This window comes from Rouxiella badensis, from assembly GCF_026967515.2.
Classification (GTDB): Bacteria; Pseudomonadota; Gammaproteobacteria; order Enterobacterales; family Enterobacteriaceae; genus Rouxiella; species Rouxiella badensis.
The window spans coordinates 1,693,617-1,710,208 of record NZ_CP114062.1; the positions used below are offsets into that span (position 1 = coordinate 1,693,617).

Here is a 16,592-nt window from a genome sequence, read left to right on the forward strand (position 1 = left end):
GGAAAATAGTGCTAAACGGACATTGACGGGGATGACGGCAAACCCGAGGAGATTAAGATAGACCGGTGTTGGGCATAAAAAAGCCGTAGAGCAAGACAGCTTCAATAAAAATGTTAATGTATCTTGTGCGAAATGCCCATGGACTGCTTTTCGTCGCCATGTTCACCAGCCTGCTGAGTGGCTTTAGTAACGCTTCACTGGGCAGCGGGAAAACCACGCTGGCGAAAGTGTTGGTCGGTCTTTACCCCCTCATCTGGCCGACAGAATCATTAAACTCGACGCTGGAAAGATTACCGAGGATAGAAATCAGTGAGCTATTTTTCACAATCCGGCTATGAGGTGCGCCTCGAATGGGGTATTGCCGCCGTCGAAAATTTGGCGCACGAGGTGGATTGCATTGTGATTATTGACGTGATGTCATTTTCAACCTGCGTGAGCATCGCCTGCGACCGCGGTGCCTTGCTGTTTCCTTATCCGTGGAAGGACCAGACTGCGCAGGAATATGCGCGGCAAAAAGACGCCGAAGCGGCCCATGTTGACCGTCGTTTTTCCGGTCCGGGGTATACACTCTCCCCGCAGTCGCTGCTGAAACTGAGCGCAGGAAACCGACTGGTTTTGCCTTCACCCAACGGCTCGGCGACGACCTTCAAGGCTAAAGCCGTCGCTTCTGCCTCCACCGCCCTATTCTGTGGCAGTTTGAGAAACCTCAAGGCAACGGCGCGTGCCTGCCTTGGCTTTTCGAGGATTTTGCTGGTGCCGTGCGGCGAGAGATGGACCGACGGGAGTTTACGTCCGTCGCTTGAGGATCTCACCGCCGCGGGCGGCATCATTGCGCATCTGGCGGGCAAAACGCCGTCCCCTGAAGCAGAAGCTGCGGTGGCGGTATATCGAGCAACGCCGCTCGACCGTCTTCGTGAGTGCGCTTCCGCGCAAGAGTTAATTGAGCGTGGCTTTGCCGCTGACGTCGACCTGTGCCTCGAGCCCGACGTCAGCGACTTGGCCTGTCAGCTGGTTGATGATGCCTTCGTTGGTATCTCCGACGGCAAAACGCGACTGATTTCAGGACCATAGCCGTTAACCGTCAGCTCGCCGGCCTTGAGCTCGACCCTCGCAAACGGCAACCTGTCGGCACCGTCAACCATCCCCTTAAGGGTAATAAAGTCGGTCTTGCCTATCCGCACATAGTTACCCTCATGGTCATGACCGGCGAAATAAGCGCGAACCCCATAGCGACACAGCAAATCAACCAGCTGGTCGCAGTTCCAGAGATTGTGTTTATTTTCCGGTGCCAGCGGGTAATGACCAAAGACCAGCACGGTCTCCTGTAGAGCCTGAGCTTCCTGCAGGGCCTGCTCTATCCAGGCAAGTTGCTGGCTGCCCACGGCACCGTTCCAGCTCTGCGCCTGTGGACGCTGCTGGTCAATCAGTTCATTCAGAGCCTGTTGCGCTTTGTGGCGCTCCTCGCCGTTGCCTTCATTGCAATAAAGACTTAGATCGTTGCCGTCGATGACGATAAAACGGTATCCCGGTTGACTAAACTGGTAATAGCTCTTGGGCAACCCAAGCACCGGCGTCTGCTCAGCCAAATATTCAGTAATCACCTGCGCGTCGTGATTGCCGATAACCACCGCATGCGGATGGCGCAGCGCGTCGTAAACGGGCAGCACGGCCGCAAAGCTTGACCAGTCGCGGTCAACCAAATCCCCCAACGTGACCACAAACTCCAGGCGATGATCGTTGAGCTCGGTAATGGCCTTGGCGAGCTTGCACAGGCTGTTGCGATAAAAACGAGGATGACTGACGCCCGGCTCGGCGTCGGCGTACTGCGGGTCTGCTATCAGTCCAAAACGCAGCGTGGTGCTGGAATGCGCCACTTCTGCCAGTTCGGGCACCTCATAAAGTGCGGCGACGTGGCCCAGAATCTGGCGCTGTTCGGCGGTAAGGGAAATAGTCATAATCGTTCTCCTGCTTAGCGAATGCCGGCGCGCATGAATGACTGCACGAACTGACGTTGGAATACCAGAAACAGCAGCAACAGCGGCAAGGATGTCATGATGGTGGCGGCACCTATCAAGGCCCACTGCACGCCCTGTTCAGGGGCAGAAAACAGCTGAAGCCCGACGGTCAGAGGGCGAACCTTAACCGAATCGGTAATGACCAGCGGCCACAGAAAATCGTTCCAGTGAAAACTTATCGAAACCAGCGCGAAAGCAATGTATATCGGTTTGGCGAGCGGAATATAAATCCGCCGCAGGATATAAAACCGGCTGGCACCTTCGACGATCGCCGCCTCTTCGAGCACCAACGGAATACTTTTAAACGTCTGACGTAGCAGGAAAATTGCAAACGCCGAAGCAAAGTAAGGCAGTGCGATGCCTAACAGGCTGTCGCGCAGGCCCAGCGCGCCGATAGTCTGGTAGTTATTGAGAATCAGCACGTCGGGACTTATCATCAACTGCAGCAAAATGAGCGAAAATATAATCCCCGCGCCCTTGAGGCGAAAACGCACCAACGCATAGGCCGCCATTGTCGCCAGAATCAGTTGACACACTACAATCATCAGCACCAGCAGCGTGGTATTGAGGAAATAGCGACCGAAAGGTGCGGCCTGCCAGGCGTGCACAAAGTTCTGCATGGTCAAAGGCGCCAACAACGAAAAACTGCCCTGCTCCGAGGCTGGGTGGATAGCCACCCACAGCGACAGTAGAATAGGTAAAAACCACAGCAGCGCCGCACAACAAATTGCCAGATTAAGACACAGGCGAGCGTAGGAAAAGGGACGCGCCGGAGATACCGTCATCGTTAAACTCATTGATAATGCGCCCTCTTGTCCAGCAGGTTGAACTTAATTAGGGCGATAGCGCCCAAAATAACCAGTAAAACCACCGTCATCGCCGACGCTGACGGCAGGTCCCAGAAACTAAACGCCGTGCGATAGATATAAAATAGCAGCAGGCTGGTGCTGTTGTCCGGGCCGCCGTTGGTCATGGCAATCACCTGGTCGACGATGCGAAAGGCATTCATCGAGGCGTTAATCAGGATGAACAACGTGGTCGGCATCAGCAGTGGCCACTGAATACGACGGAAGAAATAGGCGCGTGAAGCCCCTTCTATCTCCGCGGCTTCAGCCAGTCGCGGGTCAATCTGCTGTAATGCTGCCAGATAAAAAATCATGAAAAATCCCGCCTCACGCCAAACCGAGACCACCATCAGGCTATAGAGCGCGGTGCCCGGTTCGCCAAGCCAGTTGACCGCTGGCAGCGAGAAAAATGACAACAGCTGGTTAAGCAGCCCCAGCTGCGGGGTATAAAAAAACAGCCAAAGATTGGCAATAGCCACCATCGGTAGCAACGAGGGAATGAAAAAGGCGGCGCGGACCAAGGCATTGCTTCTCAGGCGGCGATTCACCGCCAGCGCCATCATCAGTGCCAGCCCGACGGCCAGCGGAATGGTAATGACCGCGTAAAGCAGATTATTGCGCAGCGATAACATGAAGGTGTCGTCGTCCAGCAGCGCGCGGTAGTTATCCAGCCCGACAAAGTGGGCCGGATGACCGCCGCGAGCCGCGCTAAACACGCTTTCCCAAACCGTTGCCAGCGCCGGATAGTGGGTAAAAAGCAGCAACAACCCCAGCGCAGGAAGTATCAGCAGATAGCCATAGAGCGGGAGAGACAACCCTTTGTTGCGGGCTATCGGGGCAACGGTATGCAGCGTGCTCATCTCAGTGCCCTTATTGATAAGACTTTAGCAAACGGTCGGCCTGCTTCTGTGCCGAGGCGAGGGCTTCTTCAGGTGATTTAGTCTGCGTGACCGACGCCTCGATGGCGTGGTTGAGCAACTCCTGAATCTGCACGCTGTTATAGGTTGAGAGCTCCGGCTGCGAGTATTTGAGTTGCTCGCGTGCGACTAACGCCTGAGGCACTTTCTGCACGTAATTTTTCATGATGTCAGTCTCCCAGGCGGCCGGAGACGTCGCCACATAGCCGGTCGCGATGCTCCAGCGAGCGGCCTGTTCAGGCGCAGAGACCCACTGAATAAATTCCAGTGCGGCTTTTTGCTGCGCTGGAGTGCCATTTTTGAAGATATACAAATTGCCGCCGCCGGTCGGGCTGCCGCGCTGGGTTTTCTCAGGCAGCATGGCGACGCCGAACGGGAATTTAGCGTTGTCATGCACCGTCGTCAGGTTGCCGGTCGTCGTGACCATCATTGCCGTCTTGCCGTCGATAAAGTCCTGCGGTGTGGTGCCCCAGGCAATGGCCCCCTTCGGCGATACGCCATCTTTCTGCGCCAGATCGGTCAACCAGTGCAGCGCTTCAACGGTGGCAGGGGTATTAAAGGTGACCGCCGTGCCTTTGCCGTTGTCCAGACGTGCACCATTGGTCGCCGCGATACCCTGGAAGTTCCAGTAACCGTTTGGTGTTGAAGGAATTTCAATGCCCCATTGTTTGACGTCGTTGCCGTCACGCACGGTCAGTTTCTTGCCGAAATCGGCCACTTCCTGCCAATTTTTAGGCGCGGCGTCGGCGTTAAGCCCCGCCTTCTCAAAAGCCTGTTTATTCCAGTACAGCACCACCGTTGAACGCTGGAACGGAATGCTCCACACCTTGCCGTCAATGTGACGAATAAAGGCCGGGTAGAATCCGTCAATCCATGCCTTACCCGCTGCGTCATTCGCCAGGTCGCTCACCGGCACAATGGCACCGGCGTCAATCAATGAATAGGCTTCAATATCGCCGATTACCGCCATCTGTGGCGCATTGCCTCCACGAAACGCGGTCAGTGCCTTAGTCACCGTGGTCGCATAGTCACCGGTATAAACCGGCTGAATGCTGACCTCAGGATGAGTTTTCTCGAAATCGGCAACCAGGCCGTCAACGGTATGGCTGATTTTCCCGCCGACGGCTATCGGATAATACATTTGCAGTTTAACGGTATCGGCCGCGAAGGCAGAGGTCGTAGAAAGCAGCAGAACCGCGGCAGCCAAACGTGATAAGCGCATTGAAACAGGCATGGTTTTCCCTTCAGTAAGTAAAAGTAAAATCAAAAATAAGCCCTTAAACAGCGAGTTTTTCTTCCATCGCCAGCACGTTTTCTTCGACGGGATAACAGCGTTTGCCGTTGGCGGTAGAGAAGAAATATTGTGCCGATGTCAGCCAATGTAGCCCGACAATGCTCCCTTCGTTGAGAGGGCACATCCCCGGAATTTTTACCGTTAGCGTGGCCTGGCACTGCGCAATCTTGCACACCACCAGCGTGTCGGACCCCATATATTCGTAGCTCAGCACTTTGCCTTTCAGTTCGGTACTGTCTGGCGCACAGAGCTGAATATCCTCCGCACGCAGCCCGAGGCTCAGCGCAGAAAGCGCATAATCCTCTACAACGGGCACGCGCAGGTCGCCCAACTGGTGCTGCGCCTGTTTGCGAGTCAGCGGCAGAATGTTCATCGGCGGTGCGCCAATAAATTGGGCAACGAAAACGGTGGCGGGATTGTTATAAAGGTTGTCAGGCGTGTCCTGCTGCTCGATGCTGCCGTCGTTGAGCAGGATAATCTTGTCGGCCATGCTCATGGCCTCGGTCTGATCGTGGGTAACGTAGATAAGGGTCAGGCCCAATTTCTTCTGCAGCGCACGTATCTCGCGGCGCATGCTCTGGCGCAGCTTGGCATCAAGATTAGACAGCGGTTCGTCCATCAGACACAGCTTGTTATTGGCGATGACCGCACGCCCCAGCGCCACGCGCTGCTGCTGCCCACCCGAAAGCTGAGACGGCAGTCGGTCAAGCAGCGTATCCAGCTCCATCAGCCTCGCGACTTCCTCCAGACGTGAAGCAAACTGACGTTTGTCCTCCCCACGCGCCTTAAGGCCAAAAAGCAGGTTTTCGCGCACGTTGAGGTGAGGAAACAGCGCATAGGACTGGAAGACCATCGACAGTTTGCGCTGCGACGGCGTTAGCCGCGTCACGTCTTGCTGCTGGAGGTGAATAGCACCCTTGTCGGCAAACTCCAGTCCGGCAATGGTGCGTAGCATGGTGGACTTTCCGCAGCCGGAAGGCCCGAGCAAGGCAACGAACTCCCCCTCTTTAACCTCAAAACTGACGTCATTGAGTGCAGTCTTGCTGCCCCAAACCTTGCTAATGTTGTGAAGTGACAAATAGCTCATGAGGCTCTGCATCTCTGCAATGAGTGATTGGCATAAGCTAGCGAGTCGAGATGACCTTTTTATGACGGGGAAATGACGCTTAGGCGAAAACGTCAGTCTCCTGCCAACAGGCGCGGGAGACTGACAATGGGGAGTTTACTTATTCAATAAACTGATAGGGTTTAAAGAAGTCCTGACCCAACCAGGGATACTGGGTCGGCACCGTTTTCAGGCGTTTACGTTTGTAGCTTGCCGCCGAATTAACGTCGCCTTTGCCGCTGTAGACCGCATAAAACGGATAAGGATACACCGGGCGCGAAGCCGCCCCCTGAGCCAGCGTTTCAAGCGTGATCCCTTGGCTTCTTGGCGGCACAGCCTGCGGTGCACCTTTGCCCGGCGCGCCACCCGGCTGGCCGAAGCGGGTGGTTACCTTCTGCGCCGCCTGATAGCTGATAATGACGTCGGGGGCGATGCCCTGCTCCACCCAGTTCATCATCGGGCTAAGGAGGTCCATCTGGCTTGGCCCTTCCCCACCCGAACAGTGGTGCATGCCGGGGAATAAATACAGTCGCTCAAACTTATCGCGGGTTGCGCCACCCATCGTGTCCGCCAACGCCTGATGATAAGCCAGCGTGTTGGCCGGTGAAATATGGCCGTCCGCCCAGCCGTGCCAGAGAATCAGCTTGCCGCCCGCCTCGTAGAACGCTTTCAGGTCTGGGTTGGTCGCGTCATACAGTGGATGCAGTTTCGCCAGCTCGGACAAGCCGACTTTATTGAACTGCACGTCGTTGAGCGTGAGGGTTTTCGACGGATTCTTCACATAAGCCAGATATTGCAGGGTGTTCAGCGCTATCGTCTTACTGAAGTTAGGCGCATCGGCCGTGGCGGGTATAAAGGAGGCGCCCCACGCCAGTTCTGATCCCGGCATTGGGCCACCGACAATCAGTTTCTGACCGCTTTGCGGGTCTTTCGGCCCTTCGTATATTTTACGCAATGCGGTAATTTCAGCCTCGGAGAGACAGTTCTGCGTGTCCTTGCTTCCCGCTTTGCAACTCAGCACCTGAGGGTCGAAATGACAGCTCTGCGGGTCGGAGATCAGACCATCAACCTGCCCGTCTTCGGCGTCACACTGTGCCAGCACCGCGTTGTGGATGAGCGGCAAACGCGAGGACAGAATGACAGGTTTGCCCTCGGCACCGGTGTTGGCCAGCACCAGCCAGGCGTTGAATATCGCGTTTTGCACCTGAAGGTTCATGGCCGGTGCACCGGCGATAATACCGTTGAAATCGTCAGGATAGCGCTGCGCTTCCATCAGCGCTTCGCGTCCGCCGTCAGAGCAGCCGTTAAAATATGAATAACTTGGACCGCGACCATAATAGGCGGCGATCAGCTGTTTGGAGACCAGTGCGGTGAGATGCTGGGCGCGATAGGCAAAGTCGACGCGCTTTTGCGCAGAATTGCCAAAGGCGTCGTCATCCATGCCGTGGCCCATATCGGTGGCACCTATCACAAAGCCGTTTGCATTAAGCGGCGTACAGCCTGCCGCAGCTCCAACCTCAGTTCGGATGCTCCCGCAAAGGCCACCGCAGCCAATCTGCATATAACGCTGTATCCAACGGGTGGTTGGCAGCATGACCCTAAAGCCAACAGCCGGGCTTAACACACCGTCAACCTGGCAAAATGGGCTGCCATTGGTCTGCGTTTCTTTCGCCGAGATAATGTGGCTTCCCTCTCCACCGAGGGCAGTAAGGTCGGTTTTAGTCAGTGCCGAACAGTCAATGACCGATTTTACCGCAGGCAAAATAAGTCCGGCAGGCGTCAGACTTGTTACAGCGGCAGCAGGTTGATTTGTTACATATTTAGAGGGGCCAGAGGCAGGCACGTTTTGTTGTGCAGCCTCGGTCATTGTGACCAAGGTAAACAATGAAAATACCGCGACACCTTGCCAGAGTCGAGTAAAGCTTTTTGAAATCATTAAACCCCTTCCTTTTTGGGCCAACTAATTAGAAATCAATACTAAGAGCTTTGAAACAAATTAATAGTAGACCTTTATAGGCAACAGGTAATTTTTTTAGTCGGGTATGATACAAAATGTGTATTGATAACTCATGGATAAATCTCGAGATTCATTAAAAATAATCTTTATCTTTACTCCTTAATATTTAATAACCCAAAATTTTCGATTTCTTTACACTTGGCGTTTTATTTAAGAAATAGTCTGAATTTCACCTTGAAAGATGAAATAAATAAACAAAGATAAAACATAGCGTTAAGCATATTTACCCCCATTCTGGCCCAAGGTCAAAAACAGGCCTCACAGTAATTCCACAATTGATATTTATCATTCATTATCAATCAATTAAGCACGCAAAGATCAACCAAGATATATCTTGACCGCTGAGAGTCCGAGATATATCTTCAGATTTATCACCCTTTCGTTCCTGAGAGTTATTTTTCAAATGAGACAGTGTTACCGATGAGAAAAACCAGCGCTATTCACGCCCCAAACAAAAAAATGCCGGAACGTCGGGGTAAAACGTTTAAAAATGAAGAACTGCTGTTACTGATTCTTTATTTTGTAAGACTTAATACAACGCATGGTTATGAAATCATAAAGTCGATAGCGCACTATTCGATGGGAGCTTACAGTCCAAGTCCCGGTGTGATTTACCCGAACCTGACCCTGCTAGAAGAGCTTGGCTACGCGGTGGCGCAAGCCGTTGATGGTTCCAAAAAAAAGTACACAATCACCCGCAGCGGTGAGCACTATCTTGAGCAGCATAAACAGACAGTGGTCGATGCATTGGAAAGACTTAAAGCATTGGAATTATCGAAACATCCTGTAAAGAATCCTGAGATTTATTACGCAATCGAAAACCTTAAAACAAGTGTGAAAATTAAAATGCGTAATGAAAACATCACCCAGGACGAGGTCGAAAAAATATCAAGAACGATTCAGGAGGCCACTAAAAAGATTAATGAAGCTTAATCGTCATTAGGGGTATTTATAATCCCTTTATTGTTGTCTGGAGTTTATATTCAGAATTCGCACCCGTTCTGAAAACCCGCTCGTGCGGGATAACTCGTGCACGGCATCCTTTATGGATTAATACGCTGTCGCAGAAATACCTGTGAGCCGAAAACAATATCACTCTATTCATTGGACTCCTTCTATGCAATTACGCATTTTATGTATTTTGACGATAATCGGATTAAGCGGTTGTCATGATAACACCACCAAGGAGAAGCCGGCTCCAACGCAGGTCGGCGTGGTCACGTTAAAGTCTCAACCTTTCACTTATTCCAGCGATCTCACCGGCCGCACCACCGCCACGCTGACGTCAACCGTGTTGCCGCAGGTTGGCGGTATTATTCAGCATCGTCTGTTTAAAGAGGGCGACGAGGTAAAGGCCGGGCAGGCGCTTTATCAAATTGATCCGTCGACTTATAAAGCGGCTTACGATCAGGCCGCTGCTGCCCTGCAAAGCGCCAAGGCACTGGTTATCGCCGACTGCCAAAAGGCCCGCCGCTACGCCATTCTGGTTAAAGAGCAAGGTGTTTCGCAGCAGGACGCCGACGACGCCACCGCCACCTGTGGCGAAGACAAGGCCAGCGTGGCCGAAAAAATCGCTGCGCTTGAAGCAGACAAGATAAACCTTGACTGGACCCGCGTGACGGCCCCTATCTCAGGGCGTATTGGCATCTCGACCGTGACGCCAGGTGCGTTGGTCACCGCCAATCAGACTACCGCACTGACCACCATTACCGCACTCGACAGCATGTACGTTGACCTCACCCGCTCCAGCGTAGACCTGCTTGAGCTGCGCAAACGCGCGCTCGCCAAAAATAGTGACACCCTTGACGTCACTCTGACGCTGGAAGACGGTTCGGTTTATCCACAGAAAGGCAAACTTGAGTTGACAGAAGTTTCCGTTGACGAGGCTACCGGCTCCGTGACTCTCCGCGCCGTGTTCCCTAACCCCCAACACGTTCTTCTGCCGGGGATGTTTGTTCACGCAAGCGTCGATGAAGGCGTGATTGAAAATGCGATTCTGGCACCCCAACAAGCCATCATTCGTGACCCGAAAGGCAATGCCACCGCAATGGTGGTGGATGCCAATAACAAAGTTGTGGTGCGCAAAGTGATAACCAGCACCACGTCGGGCGATGATTATTTAATTTCCAGTGGGTTGCAGGCGGGCGATCGCGTGATAGTCGAAGGGACATCCAAGGTTAACGCGGGTCAAGTCGTTAAACCGGTTGAAACCCAGCTCGGTGCCACAACGCCGGCGGCGACACAAGGAGCGTCGTGATGTTTTCCAGCTTCTTTGTACGCCGCCCGGTTTTTGCCTGGGTTATCGCCCTGCTGATTATGATGGCGGGTATTATTGCTATTAAATCGATGGCGGTGGCGCAGTATCCTGAAGTGGCGCCGCCCTCGGTCAGGATCAAGGCGACCTATACCGGTGCCTCTGCCCAGACTATTGAAAACAGCGTGACTCAGGTTATAGAACAGCAGCTTACCGGTCTGGATAACCTGCTCTACTTTACCTCGACCAGCAGTTCGGCCGGTACGGTGCAGATTACCGTCAGCTTTAAACTGGGGACTAACCCCGACACCGCGCAGGTTCAGGTGCAGGATAAACTGCAGCAGGCAGAATCCCGCCTGCCGACCGAAGTGCAGGAGGCCGGTTTAACGGTGACCAAGTCGCAGTCGGACTTCCTGATGATTGCGACCTTGTATGACAAGACCGACAAGTCCTCAAGTCGTGACATTGCCGACTGGCTGGTCAGTAACATGCAGGATCCGCTGGCTCGCGTCTCAGGCGTAGGCAGTCTGAACGTCTTCGGTAACCAGTATGCCATCCGTATCTGGCTCAATCCGACCAAACTTGCGGCCTACGACCTGATGCCTTCCGACGTCGAAACGGCAATCTCTTCGCAGAATATTCAGCTGTCAGCGGGTAGCATCGGCTCATCCCCGACCTCTTCATCACAGCAGATTACGGCAACCGTGCAGGCCGAATCCCGTCTGCAAACGCCTGAACAGTTCCGTAATATCATCGTCAAAAGTGAGGCCGACGGTTCAGTCGTACGCATTGGTGACGTTGCGCGCGTTGAAATGGGTAGCCAGGACTATCTTACGACCTCGAGTCTGAATGGCCATCCGGCGGCCGGCCTTGCGGTTCAGCTTGCAGCAGGATCGAACGCACTGGATACCGCCAACGCGGTGAAAGCCACCATTGAGAAATACCGCAGCAGCATGCCTGCGGGTTATGAAGTGGCCTACCCGAAAGACACCACAGAGTTTATCAAGCTTTCGATTCAGGACGTGGTTGAAACCCTGCTTATCGCTATCGTGCTGGTTATCGCGGTGATGTATCTTTTCCTGCAAAACGTTCGGGCGACGCTCATCCCTGCACTGGCGGTGCCGGTGGTACTGCTGGGGACCTTCGGGGTGCTGTCTGCACTGGGTTACACCATTAATACCCTGACGCTGTTTGCGATGGTGCTCGCCATCGGGCTTCTGGTGGATGATGCCATCGTGGTGGTCGAAAACGTCGAGCGAATAATGACCGAGGAGGGACTCAAACCCCGCGCCGCAACTGAGAAATCAATGGGTGAGATTTCCGGCGCGCTGGTGGCGATTGCGGTTGTACTCTCCGCGGTATTCCTGCCGATGGCCTTCTTTGGCGGTTCGACCGGGGTGATTTATCGTCAGTTCTCGGTGACCTTGATCTCTGCGATGGCACTCTCGGTCATCGTTGCACTGACCTTGACCCCGGCTCTTTGTGGAACCCTGCTGCGCCACAGTAAGCCGCACACCAAAGGCTTCTTTGGCGGCTTCAACCGTATTTATTCCAACACTGAACATCGCTATAAACACGGTGTGTTAAAGGGGATGCGCCGACCTGCGGTGATGATGATTGGCTATGCGCTGCTGGCCGTGGTCATGGGTTTACTGATGATGCACCTGCCAACCAGCTTCCTGCCGAATGAGGATCAGGGACAGGTCATGGTGCAGTACACCTTACCCGCAGGCGCCTCGGTGAATCGCACCAATGAGGTGACTAAAGAGGTTACCGATTATTTCCTGAAACAGGAGAAAGCGAACACCGACGTCGTGTTCTCCATTACCGGTTTCAACTTCAACGGTAACGGTGATAACGTCGGGATGGCCTTTATCGCCCTTAAAGACTGGGATAAACGCTCGGGTTCGGCCAATACGGCGCAGGCTATCGTTGAGCGCGCCAACAAGAATCTGGCGAAAATCACCGATGCCAAAGTGATTGCCATGACCCCACCTGCGGTATCCGGCATGGGCCAGAGTAACGGCTTCACCTTTGAGCTGATGTCTGTGGGCGGCACTTCCCACGATCAACTGCTGAAATTACGTAACCAACTGATCGATGAGGCCAATAAAAGCCCAGAGCTCCAGTCTGTTCGTGCGGCCGATCTGCCAGAAATGCCGCAGCTCAAGGTTGATATCGATAATAATAAGGCGGTTGCCTTGGGTCTGTCTTTGAGTGACGTGACCACGACGCTGAGTGACGCCTGGGGGGGACAATACGTCGATGACTTTATCGATCGCGGTCGCGTCAAAGAGGTTTATATCCAGGGCGATAGCCAGTTCCGCTCACAGCCAAGTGACCTGAACAAGTGGTTTGTGCGCGGCACCAACAGCAGCGGTGACACCACCATGACGCCGTTCTCTGCCTTTGCTACCACGCACTGGATGTACGGACCTCAGTCGCTGGCACGCTATAACGGGGTGACGTCCTTCGAAATCGATGGTGAAAACACCGACGGTTACAGCTCTGGTGCAGCAATGGACAAGATGGCTGAACTGGCGTCCAAGCTACCGCCGGGCTCCACCTTTGCCTGGAGTGGATTGTCCCTGCAAGAGCAGTTAGCCAGCGGTCAAACCGGCACGCTGTATGCTATCTCAATCATGGTGGTCTTCCTGTGTCTGGCGGCACTGTATGAAAGCTGGTCGGTCCCCTTCTCGGTCATTCTGGTTATCCCACTCGGCGTGCTCGGTGCGTCCATCGCCGCCTCGCTGCGTGGATTAAATAATGACATTTACTTCCAGGTGGCGCTGTTGACCACCATCGGGTTGTCGTCGAAAAACGCCATCCTGATCGTCGAGTTTGCCGAAGCGGCCGTGAAGGAGGGAATGACCCTTTCTGCGGCGGCAATCTCAGCGGCGAAAACGCGACTTCGCCCGATCCTGATGACCTCTATCGCCTTTATCGCCGGTGTTCTGCCGCTGGCGCTGTCGACGGGCGCAGGGGCCAACAGCCGCATCGCTATCGGGACCGGCATTATCGGCGGGACATTGACAGCGACGCTGCTGGCGATTTTCTTTGTGCCACTTTTCTTTGTGCTGGTGAAACACTTCTTCACTCGCCGTAACGTGAACGAGGAGTAATCGATGTTTCATCATAAGAATTTCTTCCGCCTGAGCGTTGTCAGCCTGTCGATGCTGCTGGCGGGCTGTATCTCGCTTGACCCGGACTATCAGAGACCCGCAGCACCGGTGCCAAAAACCTGGCCAAGCCAGGGCGCGAATGCCGATGCCAAGGCGGTGTTGACCGACTGGCAGCACGTGCTCGCTGACCCACGCCTGAATCAGGTTGTGCAACGTGCCGTGGTTAGCAACCGTGATCTTCAGGAGTCGATTGCCGATATCGAGGCGGCCCGCGCACTGTACGGCGAAGAGCGAGCGTCGCTGTTCCCGACGGTAGACGCCGAGCTAACGCAGACGCGTGCCCGCTCCTCATCGGGTGCGATCAGCAGTTCTGCTGAGGCGGATGGCGCAGTCAGCAGCTTTGAGCTTGACCTGTTTGGCCGTAACCGCAGTCTGGCCCGCGCCGCCAAAGAGACCTGGCTTGCCAGCGAAGCGACGGCGCAAAATACCCGCATCACCTTGGTGTCCGAGACCACCACCGCCTGGATAACGCTGGCGGCGGATAATAGCAATCTGGCGCTGGCGCAGCAGACCATGGCAAGCGCCGCCGATACCCTGCGTATCACGCAGTTGCAGCTGAATGAAGGCACGGCGGCAGCGGGCGATGTCAGCTCGGCGATGAGCACCTATCAACAGGCGCGGGCAACCGTTGCCAGCGATAAAACGCAGGTCGCGCAGGACATCAACGCCCTTAACCTGCTGGTCGGCGATACCGTGCCTGCCAACCTGCTGCCGGGTACGATTGAGAGCCTCTCGCCGCAGGCGATTGCCATTGTTCCGGCGGGCGTGTCGTCTGACGTGCTGCTGCGTCGCCCTGACGTGATTGAGGCCGAGCACAATCTGAAGAGTGAGAATGCGGACATCGGCGCGGCGCGGGCCAACTTCTTCCCGACCATTTCGCTCACCGGCAGCGCGGGCGTCGGCAGCAGTTCGCTGTCGAACCTGTTTAGCCACGGTGCCAACGTCTGGTCATTTGCGCCAAGCATTACGCTGCCGCTGTTTACCGGCGGCAGCAATCTGGCGCAATTGCACTACGCTGAGGCCGAGAAAAAGGGCCTGATTGCCGCTTATGAGAAAGCGATTCAAACCGCCTTTGAAGACGTGGCAAACGCCCTTGCACGCCGCAGCACGTTGAATGAGCAGATGGACGCGCAGGTGCAGGCGGTCGCAGCGGCGCAGCGAAGCTACGATCTCGCCCGCCGTAGCTATGAGGTGGGTACCGGTGACTATCTGACAGTGCTGACCGACCAGCGCACGCTGTGGTCATCCCAGCTGAACCTGGTCGCCCTACAGCAAACCGACTTCGAGAACCGCATTACACTGTGGGAATCATTAGGGGGTGGGCTTAAATGACAATTTCTTTAAATTGCATTTTTTAGATCTAGATCTTTAGGTCTTTTAGGTCAAGGGCACGCGCTTCGCACGCTGGGCGCTGGCCCAGACCCGCCAAGGGGCCTTCCCAGGCCAAGGCCCCTTGAAGCTTTCAAACCGGAAAAGCGCCTCGGAGTTAACTGTCCTTAAAAGCAGGTTAAGGGCCGCTGCCCAAAAAACTCCCCGGTGCCTACTGCCCTTAAAAAAATTTGCTATTAAAGACCTTCAACCCATAAGGTTTGTGGGTTGGTGAACTCCCGGATCCCGAAGTGCGACAGCTCGCGCCCGAAACCGCTCTTCTTCACCCCACCGATGGGAACACGGGGGTCTGAGAAGCTCGGAGAGTTAATGAACATCCCACCGGTGTAGATTTGTTTCGCCAACGCTTTTGCCGCGTCGAGGTCTCGGCTCCACAGGCTTCCACCCAGGCCGAACTCGGAATCATTGGCCATCCGCACCGCGTCGGCGGCATCTTTCGCCGTGATAAGAGACGCAACCGGACCAAACAGTTCCTGAACAAAGCTGGTCATGCCCGGTTTCACGTTGCCCAACACCGTCGGCGCATAGTAATTACCCGCACCTTCGATAGGCTCACCACCCAGCAATAACGTCGCGCCCTCGGCAAGCGTCGCCTGAACCTGACCGTGCAACTCGTCACGCAGATCAAAGCGCGCCATGGGGCCAAGGTAGGTTGACTCGTCGCGCGGATCGCCGATTTTCAACGCCTTAACGGCCGCGAGGAACTTCTCGGTGAACTCTTCAATAATCGATTCTTCAACGATAATACGCTTGGCCGAGATGCAGATTTGACCGTTATTCATAAAGCGTCCGGCGATAGCCCCCTTGACCGCTGCATCGATGTCGGCATCGGCCAGCACGATAAAGGCGTCGGAACCGCCTAATTCCATCACACATTTTTTTAGCGCAGCACCGGCCATTGAGGCAATAGCCGCTCCGGCACGCACGCTACCGGTGAGAGTAATCGCCGCAATACGCGGGTCTTTAATGCTTTCGGCGACGGCCGCGTTGTCAGCGTTATAGACGTCAAACAGGCCTTTTGGTGCACCGGCTTTAGTGACAATGTCACGCAGAAGATAGGCACAACCCATGACGTTTGGTGCGGGCTTCAGCAAATAACTGTTGCCCGCCAAAATAATCGGCACGGCACCACGCAGCACCTGCCATACCGGGAAATTCCACGGCATCACAGACAGTACCGGACCCAGCGGCAGGTAGTTGACCCACGCCTTGTCATTTTCAACCAGCGTCGGTTCTGGTGCGAGCATCGCCGGACCATTCTGAGCATACCATTCACACAGGTTAGCGCTCTTCTCGACCTCGGCAAGCGCCTGCGTGACAGGCTTACCCATCTCTAGCGTCATCATTTCAGCCAACGGACCCGCACTGGCACGAAGCTCACGTGCGATGTTCTGCAACAGCGCAATACGCGCTGGCATGTCAGTATTCTTCCAGTCGTTGAAGGCATCTTGAGTGCCCTTCAGTGCAGAATCTACTTCCTCTGCGGTCGCGAAAGGATAATGTTTGAAAACGTCACCGTTAGTTGGATTACGGGAGAATGCGCCAGCAGGCGCTGTCGTTGTATTAGTCATCTG

Annotated in this window: 13 protein-coding genes; 6 read left to right on the forward strand and 7 right to left on the reverse strand. The window is 54.6% G+C overall.

Going from position 1 to position 16,592, the window contains the following annotated elements:
* Positions 1-110 precede the first annotated feature (110 nt).
* Together O1V65_RS07930 and O1V65_RS07935 are read left to right on the forward strand one after the other, a co-directional pair.
* On the forward strand, positions 111-338 hold the full coding sequence (locus O1V65_RS07930) for a hypothetical protein (protein WP_269130393.1): 228 nt from the start codon (positions 111-113) through the stop codon (positions 336-338).
* On the forward strand, positions 310-1,071 hold the full coding sequence (locus tag O1V65_RS07935; protein WP_017490823.1) for a 2-phosphosulfolactate phosphatase: 762 nt from the start codon (positions 310-312) through the stop codon (positions 1,069-1,071). Before O1V65_RS07930 ends, O1V65_RS07935 begins: the two co-directional genes overlap by 29 nt.
* Here O1V65_RS07935 and O1V65_RS07940 read toward each other — a convergent pair.
* The 6 genes from O1V65_RS07940 to O1V65_RS07965 form a co-directional block, all read right to left on the reverse strand.
* Entirely contained in the window at positions 1,005-1,955 is a 951-nt protein-coding gene (locus O1V65_RS07940) for a metallophosphoesterase (protein ID WP_017490822.1), read from the reverse strand. The genes O1V65_RS07935 and O1V65_RS07940 overlap by 67 nt on opposite strands.
* 14 nt (positions 1,956-1,969) lie before the next feature.
* Positions 1,970-2,812, reverse strand: a complete 843-nt coding sequence (locus tag O1V65_RS07945; protein WP_192503683.1) for a carbohydrate ABC transporter permease — start codon at positions 2,810-2,812, stop codon at positions 1,970-1,972.
* Positions 2,809-3,720: a carbohydrate ABC transporter permease gene (locus O1V65_RS07950; RefSeq protein ID WP_269130394.1), complete on the reverse strand. Its 912-nt coding sequence runs from the start codon at positions 3,718-3,720 to the stop codon at positions 2,809-2,811. Before O1V65_RS07950 ends, O1V65_RS07945 begins: the two co-directional genes overlap by 4 nt.
* A 10-nt stretch (positions 3,721-3,730) precedes the next feature.
* Positions 3,731-5,011 carry an ABC transporter substrate-binding protein gene (locus O1V65_RS07955; RefSeq protein WP_269130395.1) on the reverse strand — a complete coding sequence of 427 codons (1,281 nt, stop codon included), beginning with the start codon at positions 5,009-5,011 and terminating at the stop codon, positions 3,731-3,733.
* 43 nt (positions 5,012-5,054) lie between these two features.
* Entirely contained in the window at positions 5,055-6,158 is a 1,104-nt protein-coding gene (locus O1V65_RS07960; RefSeq protein ID WP_084912566.1) for an ABC transporter ATP-binding protein, read from the reverse strand.
* Between the two features lie 139 nt (positions 6,159-6,297).
* On the reverse strand, positions 6,298-8,112 hold the full coding sequence (locus O1V65_RS07965) for a tannase/feruloyl esterase family alpha/beta hydrolase (protein ID WP_269130396.1): 1,815 nt from the start codon (positions 8,110-8,112) through the stop codon (positions 6,298-6,300).
* A 501-nt stretch (positions 8,113-8,613) separates the two neighbouring features.
* Between O1V65_RS07965 and O1V65_RS07970 the strand changes: the two genes are divergently transcribed.
* From O1V65_RS07970 to O1V65_RS07985, 4 genes are all read left to right on the forward strand, one after another.
* On the forward strand, positions 8,614-9,126 hold the full coding sequence (locus tag O1V65_RS07970) for a PadR family transcriptional regulator (protein WP_084912016.1): 513 nt from the start codon (positions 8,614-8,616) through the stop codon (positions 9,124-9,126).
* A gap of 184 nt (positions 9,127-9,310) precedes the next feature.
* The gene (locus O1V65_RS07975; protein WP_269130397.1) at positions 9,311-10,450 is read left to right on the forward strand and encodes an efflux RND transporter periplasmic adaptor subunit; all 1,140 of its coding nucleotides are present in this window, start codon (positions 9,311-9,313) and stop codon (positions 10,448-10,450) included.
* The gene (locus O1V65_RS07980) at positions 10,450-13,569 is read left to right on the forward strand and encodes an efflux RND transporter permease subunit (RefSeq protein WP_084912022.1); all 3,120 of its coding nucleotides are present in this window, start codon (positions 10,450-10,452) and stop codon (positions 13,567-13,569) included. Before O1V65_RS07975 ends, O1V65_RS07980 begins: the two co-directional genes overlap by 1 nt.
* A 3-nt stretch (positions 13,570-13,572) precedes the next feature.
* The gene (locus O1V65_RS07985; RefSeq protein ID WP_017490813.1) at positions 13,573-14,961 is read left to right on the forward strand and encodes an efflux transporter outer membrane subunit; all 1,389 of its coding nucleotides are present in this window, start codon (positions 13,573-13,575) and stop codon (positions 14,959-14,961) included.
* Between the two features lie 233 nt (positions 14,962-15,194).
* Here the strand turns inward: O1V65_RS07985 and O1V65_RS07990 are convergent, their stop codons facing one another.
* Positions 15,195-16,589 carry an NAD-dependent succinate-semialdehyde dehydrogenase gene (locus O1V65_RS07990; protein ID WP_192503679.1) on the reverse strand — a complete coding sequence of 465 codons (1,395 nt, stop codon included), beginning with the start codon at positions 16,587-16,589 and terminating at the stop codon, positions 15,195-15,197.
* Positions 16,590-16,592: the final 3 nt, after the last annotated feature.